Annotated in this window: 9 protein-coding genes; 3 read left to right on the top strand and 6 right to left on the bottom strand. The window is 57.3% G+C overall.

The annotated features are described in order from the left end of the window. Nucleotides 1-48: 48 nt before the first annotated feature. The 4 genes from CLM71_RS22685 to CLM71_RS22700 form a co-directional block, all read right to left on the bottom strand. Complete coding sequence (locus CLM71_RS22685) at nucleotides 49-2,724, bottom strand: PEP/pyruvate-binding domain-containing protein (RefSeq protein WP_105232989.1); 2,676 nt, start codon at nucleotides 2,722-2,724, stop codon at nucleotides 49-51. Beyond that, a complete protein-coding gene (locus CLM71_RS22690) occupies nucleotides 2,721-4,742 on the bottom strand; it encodes an FAD-dependent oxidoreductase (protein WP_105232990.1) in 2,022 nt (673 codons plus the stop codon). Before CLM71_RS22690 ends, CLM71_RS22685 begins: the two co-directional genes overlap by 4 nt. Further along, nucleotides 4,739-5,899: an acyl-CoA dehydrogenase family protein gene (locus CLM71_RS22695; protein WP_105232991.1), complete on the bottom strand. Its 1,161-nt coding sequence runs from the start codon at nucleotides 5,897-5,899 to the stop codon at nucleotides 4,739-4,741. The genes CLM71_RS22690 and CLM71_RS22695 overlap by 4 nt, the downstream gene beginning before the upstream one ends. A gap of 668 nt (nucleotides 5,900-6,567) precedes the next feature. After that, on the bottom strand, nucleotides 6,568-7,764 hold the full coding sequence (locus CLM71_RS22700) for an NAD(P)/FAD-dependent oxidoreductase (RefSeq protein ID WP_105232992.1): 1,197 nt from the start codon (nucleotides 7,762-7,764) through the stop codon (nucleotides 6,568-6,570). A 301-nt stretch (nucleotides 7,765-8,065) separates the two neighbouring features. On the opposite strand from CLM71_RS22700, the gene pitA reads away from it, so the two are divergent. After that, on the top strand, nucleotides 8,066-9,568 hold the full coding sequence (gene pitA, locus CLM71_RS22705; protein ID WP_105232993.1) for an inorganic phosphate transporter PitA: 1,503 nt from the start codon (nucleotides 8,066-8,068) through the stop codon (nucleotides 9,566-9,568). A 52-nt stretch (nucleotides 9,569-9,620) separates the two neighbouring features. Here the strand turns inward: pitA and uspB are convergent, their stop codons facing one another. Next, nucleotides 9,621-9,956, bottom strand: coding sequence for a universal stress protein UspB (uspB, locus tag CLM71_RS22710; RefSeq protein WP_105232994.1), 336 nt, complete (start codon nucleotides 9,954-9,956; stop codon nucleotides 9,621-9,623). Nucleotides 9,957-10,539: 583 nt separating this feature from the next. On the opposite strand from uspB, the gene uspA reads away from it, so the two are divergent. Both uspA and gdhA read left to right on the top strand, forming a co-directional pair. Further along, entirely contained in the window at nucleotides 10,540-10,983 is a 444-nt protein-coding gene (uspA, locus tag CLM71_RS22715; protein ID WP_015962256.1) for a universal stress protein UspA, read from the top strand. A gap of 180 nt (nucleotides 10,984-11,163) precedes the next feature. Further along, entirely contained in the window at nucleotides 11,164-12,507 is a 1,344-nt protein-coding gene (gene gdhA / locus CLM71_RS22720) for an NADP-specific glutamate dehydrogenase (RefSeq protein WP_105232995.1), read from the top strand. Between the two features lie 55 nt (nucleotides 12,508-12,562). Here gdhA and CLM71_RS22725 read toward each other — a convergent pair whose 3' ends face one another. Beyond that, complete coding sequence (locus CLM71_RS22725; protein WP_105232996.1) at nucleotides 12,563-14,461, bottom strand: bifunctional UDP-sugar hydrolase/5'-nucleotidase; 1,899 nt, start codon at nucleotides 14,459-14,461, stop codon at nucleotides 12,563-12,565. Nucleotides 14,462-14,494 lie beyond the last annotated feature (33 nt).

Consider the following 14,494-nt stretch of genomic DNA (forward strand, 5'->3'; position numbering starts at 1 on the left):
TTTTTGGTTGCCGCTCTACTACGTCAGCCGGATCCGGCCCAGAGCGTCTTACGCAGCAGCATCGGGAGGCTCCCCGGGCTGAATGATGACCGTCCCGCTGTCACCGTCGAGGATCAGAGTGTCACCGCTGTTGATCACCTGAGTCGCAACCTTCAGATTGACGACGGCGGGAATGCCAAACTCGCGGGCGACAATACAGCTGTGAGACAGGGTTGAGCCGATATCGGTGACAATCCCGGCCGCCTGAGCGAACAACGGCGTCCAGCTGGCATCGGTAAAGCGCGCCACCAGGATCTCATTGGGTTGCACCTCTGCCACCTGGGCCTGCAAATCGGTGATCACCCGCGCTTTGGCCACCACTTTTCCCGGGCTGGCCGCCAGCCCGCTCAGGACGTCGGTCGCTGCATCACCCGACGCATGCGCCTTCATTTTCGGCGTGTAGGCGCCGATGATCGCCATCGGCGGCTCTTCCGCGTGCAGGTTCAGCAGATGTTGGTGACGATTACTGTCGATCAACGACGGCGAAAACGCCTCTTGCGCAGACATTTCCCCCGCCATAAAGGCGCGAAAACGCTCAAAATCCAGGTAAGGCAAATCGGCAGCGCTGGCCAGTCCCTGCCCCTCAAGACGCCGCAGAACCTCCACGATGATGCAGCGGTAGAACCAGGTTTCCGTAATAAAGGTCGGCCTGGTGGCCTCACGTCGTTCTGCCATCACGCCGTACAGTTTGGTCAGGGTTTTCAGTTTAAGCCGCCCCGCCCAAGGCATACCCCGCAACAGTTTTTCACTGTCCTGTTGGCGGAGCTGCTCCGTTTCCCGCAGCTTCTTCTGCAGATCGACCGGATGCTGGAGGTACATTTTTATCACCTGCAGCAGGTAACTGGGATCGTCTCGCCAGCGCGGAATGCTGAGTTCAAACTCCTGGCGGCCGCGGGCGCCGAACTCCAGCAGGAAGGCGCTAAAATCCTGCTGCCAAAAATCGCGTGCCAGCGTATGTTCCGGCAGAAGCGTCACCAGTTCAGCGGCGCTGTGACGTTCGAATAACGTTTTCAGCGCTGGCTGACGCTCAATCTTGTCCACCAGCCTGATAATGCCCAGCGTGACCTCAATGGTGCGCAGATTATTCATTGAGGCCTTGATGCGGTTCTGCAGTCCCTGTCCTTCGCCTTTGAGATAGCGCTCGCAGGTCAGCGCCAGCGCATCGTAGAGGGCGAATGACTGTAGAAAGAAGGGCATATAGGCCGCGCAACTTTCCAGGAAATACCCGTCGATGCGCTGTAGTTCGTCGTTCAGCTCCTGCAGCGACATTGCCGCTAAATCAAGATTCAGAAAGCGCCGGGTTTCGCGCTGACGCAGCGCGATCATCTGTTCGACAATGCTGGCGGCGTTACGCAAGTTATGCACCTGCTGCTTCAGCCAGTACCAGCTGCTCTTGATATATCCCCAGCCCTGAACGCCGGTACCATAAGGGTTACGGTACTGGCTAAAGTCGATATCATCGGTGGCGTAGCGGGTGGTGAACTTCATTTCATCCCGGGTCGGCGGACACTGCCGAAGCATATAAGCCGAACCGGAAATATTCAGGTAAACGTAACCCTGGATATACCCCATATAGATTTGCCAGTCGCTGATATCGGCCAGCCCCATAGTCTTGATCGCCGGGCCGTGAATGTGCTTTTGGTAGAACTGACAAAACGACAGCCCCAGCGGCGTCATCAGTCCGGTCACAATTTCGCCGGTATCCATCCGTGAGAAAAAGGCACGATCCCTGACCGCCTGACTGTCTTCCCAAGGATTGGCGTAGACGCCCTGTGCCGGTTTGGCCAGCACCGTGACCGGGCGCGCCTGCAGCAACCATACCTGGCCGTCTTTAACCGCCCACTCAATATCCAGCTCGGTGCCGTAAATCAGCCGTGCCTGTCTGCCGAGGGTGACCAAACGCTGCAGTTGCTCCGCGTTCAGGCTGGGCGCGTCGCGTTGCGCTTCCGGGGTATGCAGCAGCACAATCTGCCCCTGCTCGTTACGCTGACAATAATGGGATTTATGACGGACCTGCTGTTCACGGAGCGCGCCGCTCGCCTTATCCAGAATAAAGCTGTCGGTGGTGACCTGACCGGACACTACGCCTTCGCCCAGACCCCAACAGCTGTCGATCACCACGCAATCCGTGTCGCCGGTTAACGGGTCCTGGGTAAACATCACGCCAGCCGCGTCGGCGTCGACCATCACCTGTAATACAACGGCGATGTCGCTTTGCGCGGCGTGCACCCGGCTGTATTGCGCCGCCCTCTCAGCCCACAGCGACGCCCAGCAGGAACGCACTTTGCGCAATACCTCGTCGGCGCCGTTAACGTGCAGATAGGTATCATATTGGCCGGCGAAGGATTGGCTCAGGCCGTCTTCTTCCAGCGCCGAGGAACGGACCGCGAGTGACACATCGCCGCCGAGCCGCCGGCAGGCATCCCGGATCGCCTGGCTGAGTGGTTCAGACATGCTGGCGTTTAAAATCATATCGCGCACGTTGCCTGATTCACCGGCGTTCAGCAGCGTTGCGGGCACCGCATCGTCGATAAATTGCCGGTAAGCCTGCGCGGTGACGCAGAAGGCGGGCGGTACCGGCAGACCGGCCTGAATCAGATGATTTAACGAGTAGGCCTTACCACCTAGGCGATGCTGTTCCAGCGCCTGATCGCCAGACAGTTCAACCACTAACGCGTTGCTCATCGCGCCACCTCCATTACAACATCCGTCAGCCGCTGAGCGGCGCCCAAACGCGCTTTCGCCGCTCCGGCCGCCAGTACGCCGGCCTGCACCGCGCTCTCGATATTGCCGATGCCGATGCTGTCCTGATTGGCGAAATGAATATTTTCAACCGGCTGGCTGGCGTCGCTGAACACGCCCTGCGCCTGTTGCCCAATCACGGAGGTCACCAAACCTGCCGGCCAGTACCAGATTTTGATGTCTTCAATCACGTCGGCCTCAATCCCCATATTGCGCAGCACACCGGCAATTTCGATATAGGTTTGCTGCTGCAGCCCCAGAAAGTCATGTTGCGCGCTGCGCCCTTGCCGCTCCCGCCGGGTGGTCGGCTTCAGCAGGGTCAGTACGCCCTTTTCCGCGCCGCTCTCGCTGTCCATCCAGTTAGCGACCAGGCACGTGCCGGCCTTACACCAGGCGTAGGGGGCGCGCGGGTTATCCGGCTCGATCAGATAGCCGCCGAACGAATGGCTGAGAATCGGCGCGGCCAGTTGCACATTCGCCAGGTAATAATCTTCGTGGCGGATGGCGTCCAGCGCGCTACGCTGCGCAGCCGGCAGGTTCGGTAAAAACTGCGTCAGATGCGTTTTGGGCGCCGCCCAGATCACCTGGCGCGCATTCACCTGGCGGATCTCACCGTTGATATTCACCTGAAGCCGCGTTGTCTCGCCCTGCGGCGTGACAGCCTCAACGCGGGCGCAGTTTTGCAGCCGCATGCCGCTTTGTCTGCTGAGGTAATCGCACAGCCCGGCGCCGATACTGCCGTTGCCGCCCGGTAACGTCACCAGCGTGCCGCGCAGGTAACCCACCAGAAAATGCAGCCCGACGTAGGCGGAAACCTCACGCACGTCCAAACATTCAACCCGCAACGTGGTGCTGACCGCATTTTCCACCAATTTGCCGAGCTTCTTCGGCGGCTGCAGATGCGCCGGCAACGCGTCCGCAGCGCCCGGAGAGAACAGATAGTCATGCAGCGACATCGTATCGAGCTGCGTCATCTCCTCCCGGCTCCAGCCGCTCTCCGGCGACCAGGGAACATAAGGATAGCGATCGCCGTCCGGAGAAAAGCGGTCAAGAAAGGTGTACAGCTCGGCGAAAATCGGATCGCCCAACTGTTTGGCGGCGATGACATAAGGCTTGCCTATCAACGCATGCAGGAAGAGCTGACCGGTCAATCCCCAAACCGCAGGCTTGAGCAGGTAGGACGGATATTTGAGGAAGCCGACGGTGACTTCCCCCAGACATCTGAGCAATAGAAAAGTGTCAAAAAACACCAGAGTGTCGTGCTCATTAGAGCGGTAGGCGTCCTCCAGCCCGATTTTTTCCAACACGCGCATCATGGTCGAGTTCGGCTGCGGCTGCTGAAAACAGACGCCGGCGATAGGAAATTTCAGCGTATCCAAGGTATTGAAACGGGCATTACCGCCAAAGGTGGCACTTTTTTCCAGCACCAAAACCCGGCGGCCGCTCAGTTCACTGGCGGCTGTCAGGCCGGACACGCCGCCGCCGATAATCACCACGTCGTAGTCATCCTCCAGCGGCGACGTTGTCTGGGGAACCGTGGCGGCGGGCGATGAGAATGAACGGGTAGGGAACGTGCGTGTCTGAGGCTTGCGCCGGTGCTGTACGCGCAGCATATACAGCGCAGCCAGCGCGAACAGCGCGTCCAGATAGATCACCTGCGGCTGTGCACGGTGCAGCAGGGTGACAAAGACCGCCATCATCAACAGCTGACCGTAAATCACCCGCACCGTCCAGCGCGGGTTAAGCACCAGCACCAAACCAGAGCCGAACAACAAGACGCCGACCAACAGATTGACCGCTGCGCCATGATCCGCCAGCCACTGCGTCGCGCCGGCATACCAGGCGCCCTGGTTGGCGATCGCCGCCTGATGCAAGATAGCAGGAACATTCTCTAGTGCGGGAAAAGCCTTGGCCAGGCCGGCAAGCATATACAGCAGGCCAAAGAGTCGTTGAATAATCACCCTCTTCCTCCTCGTAACCCCAGCTTGCGGGCCATGATTTCTTTTTGGATATCGTTGGTACCGGAAAAAATCCGGCTGGGGATAACGTTCAGCAGCTCGCGCACCAGCCCGAGCTCTTGATCCATCGCCGCGCCGCCGAAAGTTTGAATGGCGTCCAGCGCCGACTGCACGGCATATTCGGAAATCAGCAGTTTGCTCATGGCGATATCCAGCTCCGCATCCTGTCCCTGGTCGTGACGCCAGCAGCCCCGATAGAGCATCAGCCGGCACTGCTCCAGCCGCAGCTTCATCTCAATAATGCGGTTGGAAACGGACTGGAACTGGCCGATCGGTTTGCCGAACTGCTGGCGCTGTTTCGCATAGGTCAGGGAGGTGTCCAGCAGCCTTTCCATCACGCCGATGAACAGCGCCGACAGGCAGCCTTTTTCCCAAATCATCGAATCGTGAAAAATCGCCCCGCCGGCGCCGGGCATGCCGATGCGCTGCGTTTCCGGCACGAAGAGATCGTGAAACGTCAATTCGCCCCAAGGGCAGTTGGACAGACAGTCCTTCGGGATGGTCTCACTGACGCTCAGCCCTGGCGCGCCTTTCTCGATCAGAAAGGCTGAAACCCCCATAAAGCCATGGTCGGGATTGGTTTTGGCGTAGACGACAAACAGATCGGCGATTGGCGCATTGGTGATAAACACCTTTTTGCCATTGAGACGATAGCCGCCGTCGCAGGGCTGCGCCGTTGAGCGCATAGCGTATATATCCGAACCGGCCTCAGGTTCGGTGGCTGCATTGGCTGCGATCAGTTTGCCCGTAACCAGCGGTTCCAGATATTGCGCTTTCAGCGTATCGGAACCAAAACGGGACAGCGGGATCACACAGGCGCAAAGATGTGCACAGAGTGAAAACGACAGGCCCAGATCGCGGCTGCCTTTTCCTAGGGCCTCAATCATCAGCGCCGTATCCAACGCCCCCATCTCCTCACCGCCAAACTGGTCTGACAGCGGGCCCAGTGTAAAACCATGGGCGGCGGCTTGCCGCCATAGCTCGAGGTTTAGCCCCCGTTGCGTGATACGCGCCTGCGCATCCTGATCCAATACGTCCAGTGCAAAGCGATAGGCTGACTCATACCGCCGTTCCTGGGCATTCGAGAAATTGAAATTCATGAACACTCCGTTAACCGGGGTCATTAATTAGACCAGCTAATACTTCTAGTTTTCGACCGGAGATAATTCAATCAAGTCATGGCGCAGCAAATGTAAACAAATGTTTATTTGTGTAGTTTATTGTTGCATTTTTATGAAACTTAGTTGTTATTATATTGTTTTTCATGAATTTTATTCATGCTCTGTGGGGAAATAAAAAATTACAAATAGAAAAAATACTAATGTGTGCCAGATCTAATAAATTAAAATTTCTATTGTTAGCTGACTTTTTTCCACAGAACGGAGGTTTGGATAGGAAGAGCACCCATGCTGAAACAACACCGGCAGGAGAGTGGTCATCGCAGCACTCTGCGAGGATGCCAAAGCGGCAAGAATATTAACTTTTTGATAAAATTTAAATATTTCGCAGGCGAATGGTTTACTGAATAAGATTAGACCGCATCACAGGCGGGTTACTCCGACTTAATATGGCACCTTAATAAGCGGTGCAACGGCCCGTGTCAATGCTCGCCACCCGGCGATAAAACGTACGCTCCCTTCCTAAAGGCGGCCGGGCGATCGGCGAGGAAAGCACGCCGAGAAGAAAATACAACACAATGATAAAAAAGGTGAAAAAGAGCATATAAGGCAATTTTTCACCGTTTATCACAGGTTAGTCCTCATACCAGTCATTTATCCCGTGCCAGCGCTTGCGCACAGGCCCAGGCGGAGCTCCATGCCCACTGGAAATTGTAACCGCCCAGCCACCCGGTCACGTCCACCACTTCGCCGATAAAGTACAGCCCTGGCACCTTACGCGCCTCCATGGTCTTGGACGACAGCTCGCGGGTATCGACACCGCCCAGCGTCACTTCTGCCGTGCGGTAACCTTCCGTGCCATTGGGTTGCACCCGCCATTGCTGCAGGCTATCCACCAGCTCGGCCTGCTGAGCCGGGGTCAGTTGCTTCAGGGTCGCTTCCGGCAACTGTCCCAGCGTTTGCAAAAACTCAACCAGACGTTTCGGCAGCTGCAGCGCCAGCGTATTTTTCAGGCTCTGGTTAGGGTGAGCCTGGCGCTGCTGATCCAGGAAGCCCGCCAGATCGAGGTCAGGAAGTAAGTTAACACTCACATACTCACCAGGCTGCCAATAGCTGGAAATCTGCAGCACCGCCGGGCCGGACAGGCCGCGATGGGTAAACAGGATGGCTTCCCGGAACAGCGTACCGTCTGCCGCCGTTACGCTGGCCGGCACCGAGACGCCGGACAACGTTTGTGATTGCTCCAGCAGCGGTTTATGCAGGGTAAAAGGCACCAGCCCGGCGCGGGTAGGCAACACATTAAGACCAAACTGTTCAGCCAGCTTATAGCCGAACGGTGACGCGCCCAGCCCCGGCATGGAAAGTCCGCCGCTGGCCACCACAAGTGAGCGTGCGCTTACTTTCTCGCCATTCAGCGTCAGTTCAAAGCCGTCGTCGTGTTTTTCCACCTGCAGCACTTCACTGCGCAGGCGTAGCGTGACCTGGCCCAGCTCACACTCTTTCACCAGCAGATCGACCAGCTGCTGCGCCGAGTCGTCGCAAAACAGCTGACCCAGAGTTTTCTCATGGTAAGCCACACCGTAGCGGTTAATCAGGTCGATAAAGTCCCACTGGGTGTAGCGCGCCAGCGCGGATTTGCAGAAATGGGGATTATTGGACAGGTAGGCCGCCGGTTCGGCGTACATATTGGTGAAGTTACAGCGTCCGCCGCCCGACATCAGAATTTTACGCCCTGGCTTTTTGCCGTTGTCGAGCAGCAGCACCCGGCAACCCTGCTGCCCTGCCTGCGCCGCACAAAACATTCCCGCCGCGCCCGCGCCGATAACGACTACATCAAACTGTTCCACCTGAGCCTCTCTGAGTTAAACCACAATCACGACAAAAGCGCGCCATTTTACGCTATTTCGCCGCCACTCACCGCTAAATTCATCGCAGTTATGTGTAAATTACGACCTGCGACAGCGCCGTCGTAAGGAAATGTTATAATCGGTAAATCCATGTAACATCATGATATTTATTTGATTTGCACAGAGATAGTGCCTGTTCGGGCACAATGAAATCAAAAAAACGTCATATTTTTCTTTTCCCCGCCCCCTGTTGTCACGGATAATGCGCGGCGTTCATGTCCACAAACCTGGCGTAACGCTTATGTTGCATTTGTTCGCTGGCCTGGATTTCCATACCGGCCTGATGTTAATACTCGCACTGCTGTTCGTATTGATGTACGAAGCCATCAACGGCTTTCATGATACGGCCAATGCGGTTGCTACCGTGATCTATACCCGTGCTATGCGCTCGCAACTTGCGGTCGTAATGGCGGGCGTGTTTAACTTCCTTGGCGTAATACTCGGCGGTTTGAGTGTTGCCTACGCCATTGTCCACCTGCTGCCAACCGATCTGTTGCTGAACGTCAGTTCCGCGCACGGATTAGCCATGGTGTTCTCCATGCTATTGGCGGCAATCGTCTGGAACCTCGGCACCTGGTATTTCGGTCTGCCGGCCTCCAGCTCCCATACGTTGATTGGCGCCATTATCGGTGTCGGCCTGACCAACGCTCTGGTTACCAACACCTCCATGGTGGATGCGCTTAACGTCCCGAAAATGATCAGTATTTTCCTGTCATTGATCTTCTCCCCGCTGGTGGGGATGATGGTCGCCGGGCTGATGGTGTTTATGCTGCGCCGTTACTGGAGCGGAACCAAAAAACGCAAGCGTATTCATATGACGCCGGCCGAACGCGAAAAAGTTGACGGTAAGCGCAAGCCGCCGTTCTGGACGCGTATCGCGCTGATTCTGTCCGCCGTCGGCGTAAGCTTCTCACACGGCGCCAATGACGGTCAGAAAGGCATCGGTTTGATCATGCTGGTGCTGATCGGCGTAGCGCCGGCCGGCTTTGTGCTCAATATGAATGCAACCGGCTATGACATCACCCGTACCCGTGATGCCGTCAGCCATCTGCAGCAGTATTACCAGCAGCATCAGGCGTCGCTGGCGCATGTCGTCGCCATCACGCCGCTGGTGCCGACGCCGGAAGAAACGCCGGCCAGCAACGCGCCGCAAGAGTTCCACTGCGACACGTCACGCGCCATGCCGGCCATCAACCATGCGTCCGGCCTGCTGAAAGACCTGCAAAGTTATGACCAGCTGAACGTGGAGCAACGCAGCCAGCTGCGTCGCCTGCTGATGTGCGTGACGGATACCGCAGATAAGGTCGCCAAGCTGCCGGAAACCTCAGCGGAAGACAAACGCTTCCTGAACAACCTGCGTCAGGATCTGCTGCAGACCGTGGAATATGCGCCGCTGTGGATCATTGTCGCCGTTGCGCTGGCGCTGTCTCTCGGCACCATGGTGGGCTGGAAACGCGTCGCGACCACCATCGGCGAGAAAATCGGTAAGAAGGGCATGACCTACGCGCAAGGCGTATCGGCTCAGATGACCGCCGCGCTGTCGATCGGCGTCGCCAGCTACACCGGCATGCCGGTTTCCACCACCCACGTGCTCTCCTCGGCGGTAGCCGGGACCATGATCGTGGATGGCGGCGGCGTGCAGAGCAAAACCGTGAAGAGCATCGCTCTGGCCTGGGTGTTAACCCTGCCGATTTCGATTCTGCTGTCCGGTTCTCTGTACTGGCTGGCGCTGAAGCTGATCTGAGTCAGCGAACCCAGAATACAAGGCGGCCTCAGGGCCGCCTTTTTTATTGGCATCAGTACCAGATAGCCATGGCGATCAGGCTGATCACCACCAGCCCGCACAGGGCGGAGGTCAGCATAAACTGCCGGCGCACCCGCTCGCAGCGGCGGATAAACTCCGGGTCGTGATGATCGCTATAGCGCTGCGCATAGATATAGCGCACCAGGCGCAGCTGCTTGCTCGGCTGGCCATGGGCGGTAAAGAAACCGCCGCCGTCAACATACTGGTACAACAAGGGGTCGCAACCGCGCAGCACCACCAGCAGCGCGCGCAGGGAAGAGTAATAGCGCACCATGTTTACCACACATACCACACACAAAGCCCAGAACAGCGCGACGGTACTGATCATGATTCCCCCTCAAGGCGTTGCGATCCACGGCAACCCGCCGGAGCCAACGACCCTACTTCATATCCAATACGACTGATGACCGATAGTGATACCGCTCAGGCATCGCCCTCCATCGGCGACGCCCCATCGATACGCAAACGCATATTGAGACAAGGTACGGCGCACAGAGGAAGGGTGAGGCCTATAACATTATTGTAGGATAACGAAACGTAAACGTAGCCGGACAGACAGGGAAAATTTAGCGCGGCCGGCGCGTTACCCGCCACCGCCGGCCATGCTCGCCGACGCTCAAAACGCCATTCGGGACTATACTTGCTCTAAGAACGCTTATAATTCAAACGCTCAAGGGCGAAATACCCCCTGAATAAATAGGATTTTTAGCCCGATAGGTGTAAAACTAACAGGGTGAAAATAGCAAGACTGAGTGAAGCATTGCGCTGTGATCGGCCCGACATATCATTGCGTTAGCGTAATGATATGATGCAGGCAGACGCCAAACCATGGCGGAGAAAACAACGGCGCCAGGCTGGCGCGCGGAATGCCTGCTACCCTTTAATCGGCATTATATGGAAGGAGTATTCTCATGGCTTACAAACACATTCTTATCGCGGTAGACCTCTCCCCGGAAAGTAAAATTCTGGTCGAAAAAGCAGTTTCCATGGCGCGGCCGTACAATGCCAAAGTCTCCTTGATCCACGTCGATGTTAACTATTCCGATCTGTATACCGGCCTGATCGACGTTAATCTGGGCGATATGCAAAAGCGCATCTCCGAAGAAACCCACAATGCGCTGACCGAGCTGTCACAAAACGCCGGCTACCCCATCACCGAAACCCTGAGCGGCAGCGGCGATCTGGCGCAGGTGCTGGTGGACGCCATCAAGAAATACGATATGGATCTGGTGCTGTGCGGCCACCATCAGGACTTCTGGAGCAAGCTGATGTCTTCCGCCCGCCAGCTGATCAATACCGTACATATCGATATGCTGATTGTGCCGTTGCGCGATGAAGAGGATGAAGACGCCTAAGCTCAACGCCTCACACCGGTCAAAAAGCCCACATATTGTGGGCTTTTTCGTTTCTGCAGGAATTAATCGCTTGATAAACAAGCGCCACCCGGTGATATAGTCAAGTCAGACACAACATCTTCCCCCATGACGTTAAATCAATAGCAATAACCGGGGGCATTAATTTAGAAGGAGCTATCTATGGAACAGGGCGCATCGCTCGAATCCTTTCTTGCCGCATTACAGCAGCAAAACCCTTATCAGGACGAATATCTGCAGGCGGTACGCGAAGTGTTTACTTCGCTGTGGCCGTTTATCGAACGCAACCCGCGTTATCGGGAATATGCACTGCTGGAACGCCTGGTCGAACCGGAACGCGTGATTCAGTTCCGCGTCAGCTGGATGGACGACGCCGGCCGCGTGCAGGTCAACCGCGCCTGGCGCGTGCAGTTCAACTCGGCCATCGGGCCGTACAAGGGCGGCATGCGTTTTCATCCGTCGGTGAACCTGTCGATTCTGAAGTTCCTCGGCTTTGAACAGACCTTCAAGAACGCACTGACCACGCTGCCGATGGGCGGCGGCAAAGGGGGATCGGACTTCGACCCCAAAGGCAAAAGTCAGGGCGAGATCATGCGTTTCTGCCAGGCGCTGATGAGCGAGCTATACCGTCATCTGGGGCCGGATACCGACGTACCGGCTGGTGACATTGGCGTTGGCGGACGCGAAGTCGGCTTTATGACCGGCATGATGAAAAAGCTGTCCAACAACACCGCCTGCGTGTTTACCGGCAAGGGGCTTTCCTTCGGCGGCAGCCTGATCCGGCCGGAGGCCACCGGTTACGGTCTGGTGTACTTCACCGATGCAATGCTGAAACGCCACGGGCTGAGCTTTGAGGGGATGCGCGTTGCGGTATCCGGCTCCGGCAACGTGGCGCAGTACACCATCGAGAAGGCGCTGGCCTTCGGCGCCCGTGTAGTCACCGCCTCCGACTCCGGCGGCACCGTGGTGGACGACGCCGGCTTTACCACCGAGAAGCTGGCGCTTCTGGCGGAAATCAAGAACCAGCGTTACGGCCGGGTGGAGGACTACGCCCGCGAACGCGGCCTGACCTATCTGCCCGGCGAGCAGCCGTGGAGCGTCCCGGTAGATATCGCGCTGCCGTGCGCCACCCAGAACGAACTGGACCTGAGCGCCGCCAAGATGCTGATCCATAACGGTGTGAAAGCGGTCGCCGAGGGCGCCAATATGCCGACCACCATTCAGGCCACCGACGCCTTCCTGGACGCCGGCGTGCTGTTCGCGCCGGGCAAGGCGGCCAATGCCGGCGGCGTCGCCACCTCCGGGCTGGAGATGGCGCAAAACGCCGCACGCCTCGGCTGGCGGGCGGAAAAAGTCGACATACGCCTGCAGCACATCATGGCGGATATTCATCACGCCTGCGTGGAGTATGGTGGCGAAGGCAAACAGACCCATTACGTGCGCGGCGCGAATATCGCCGGCTTTGTCAAAGTGGCGGAGGCGATGCTGGCGCAAGGGGTGCTGTAACGTAACATCCCGCTCATTGATGCCGGCGCTACCGCCGGCATTTTTTTACCCCGCGTCAGGCCTGATTCAGCGCGGCAATAATCACCAGCTGGTCCTGCAGCTGTTTTTGCAGCGCCGGATCGCCGGCCGTCTTCAGTTGCACTTTCAGCTCGGCCTCTTTGCGTAAACGCGCCTGCGGGTCGCTGAACGTCAGCCCTTTCACGTTAATCGACGCCACATTGCTGTAACGCCCGTCCGCCGTGGTCGGCACGCTGATCCTGCCGTCATTCAGCAATTTTTCGACGATTTTACGCTGCTTTTCGTAGCCATTCAGCCCAAGAAGCTGCCAGCGTTGCACCGCTTGCCCCTGATACCGCCCTTTTTTCACTTCGGTCAGATAGCGGATGGTGAGATTACGGATCGTCCCCGCCTCCTCGCCGTACTCCTGCTTGCTGTCCGACAGCACCGGGAAGCGCATACCCTCCAGCGCACCGCCCTGCTGCGTCAGGTGCCCCATGCGGTAGCTGTTCATCCCCAGACGAATCGGCGTACTGTCGGTCACCGGCGTGCCGTCGGCCATTTTCAGGTCGACAATGCGCTGCCCCGCCGGCTGACGCAGATCTATCTTGTAGGTCACGCCGTCAAAGAAATCATTGGTGGAATACTTGGACGCCCGGCGCTGCGGGTTAAAGCTGTAGGTGACATCGCCGTCGTGCAGCTGGTTGAAATAGCCGGCGGACCATTCCATATATTTCTTCAGCTCTTTGCCGGTCATCTGGTAGACGGTGATTTCACCGCCGGCATATTGATAGTTGAAGGCGATATCTTTGGCGGCGATGGTGCCGACGTTCAGTTTCGGCCGGTCGTTATCAATCTGCAGCGCAATCACCTCAGCCTGCGGCGCATAGTAACGGCTGGCCTCCTGATACAGCTTGCTGATGCCGGTATCCTGCACGTGCACCTGCGGAATGCCCTTGACCGCGTCCGGCGGCACCAGATCCTGCCCCGTCAGCTGAGCTATCGGCCGGTTGGCGTTGGCGCGCAGGATCTTGTGGTACGGCTGATAGATATCTTCCAGCTGTTCGTCTGACGCCGTGCCCTGAATAGGATAGGTGTAGCTGTCTTTATTGATCAGCACAAACTTGCCGTTATGCCGTTCAAACTGCAGATCGATCCGCGACAGCGCGCGGCCATATTTATCCGGTTCGGTCACGATCACGCCGTTGATCACCGCCTTATCGACCTTCACATGCATATGCCCGGCGACGATCGCCGCCAGTTCCGGATTGGCGCGCGCAATATCACCCACGCCGGTGCCCGGCCGCTGGTTTTCATTATCGATGCCCATGTGCGCCACCAACACCATGGCGTCAACCTCACCCTGGATCTGTTGGATCACCTGTTTTACCGCCTGTACCGGATCGGTAAAATTCACCCCCTTAAGGCGATCGGTACCCTTAGCAAACTCGGCGGTCATCGGCGTATCCATGCCGATAATGCCGATCTTCACCCCCTGCCGCTCAACGATCTTGTAGGCCGGTAAATAGGGCTTGCCGCTGTCCCACAGGATATTGCCCGCCAGCGCCGTGCCTTTGAACTGGTTAAGCGAGGTGGACAGCGGCTGCAGGCCGAAATCAAATTCATGGTTGCCCATTACCCAGACGTCATAGTCCAGAGCGTTAAAACCCAGGATCATCGGGCTGGTTTTGTCGTTCTTAAACGTTTCGACAAAATTGCCCTGAATGGTGTCGCCTGCATCCACCAGAATCACGTTCGGCTGCTGCGCACGCACGTTGCGCACCTGGGTGGCGATTTGGCTCAGGCTGCCGGCCAGGTTTTCGCTGTCGGTGGCGTAGTCCCAGGGCACAAAGGTGCCGTGCAGATCGGAGGTGCCCAGAATGGTGATATTGACCGGCTCGGCGGCCATCGCGGTGCTGCCCAGGCAAAGCAACAGGGAAAGGAGCGTCTTTTTCATAATTCCATTTACTGCAAGTGGGATGACATTAGC

Origin of the sequence: Serratia sp. MYb239 (assembly GCF_002966855.1) — a bacterium.
Lineage (GTDB): Bacteria > Pseudomonadota > Gammaproteobacteria > Enterobacterales > Enterobacteriaceae > Serratia_B > Serratia_B rhizosphaerae.

Excerpts from the sequence above, each read along its gene's own strand:
- CLM71_RS22685 (WP_105232989.1), bottom strand. The coding sequence starts at position 2,724 with ATGAGCAACGCGTTAGTGGTTGAACTGTCTGGCGATCAGGCGCTGGAA.
- gdhA (WP_105232995.1), top strand. The coding sequence starts at position 11,164 with ATGGAACAGGGCGCATCGCTCGAATCCTTTCTTGCCGCATTACAGCAG.
- pitA (WP_105232993.1), top strand. The coding sequence starts at position 8,066 with ATGTTGCATTTGTTCGCTGGCCTGGATTTCCATACCGGCCTGATGTTA.
- CLM71_RS22695 (WP_105232991.1), bottom strand. The coding sequence starts at position 5,899 with ATGAATTTCAATTTCTCGAATGCCCAGGAACGGCGGTATGAGTCAGCC.
- CLM71_RS22725 (WP_105232996.1), bottom strand. The coding sequence starts at position 14,461 with ATGAAAAAGACGCTCCTTTCCCTGTTGCTTTGCCTGGGCAGCACCGCG.
- uspA (WP_015962256.1), top strand. The coding sequence starts at position 10,540 with ATGGCTTACAAACACATTCTTATCGCGGTAGACCTCTCCCCGGAAAGT.
- uspB (WP_105232994.1), bottom strand. The coding sequence starts at position 9,956 with ATGATCAGTACCGTCGCGCTGTTCTGGGCTTTGTGTGTGGTATGTGTG.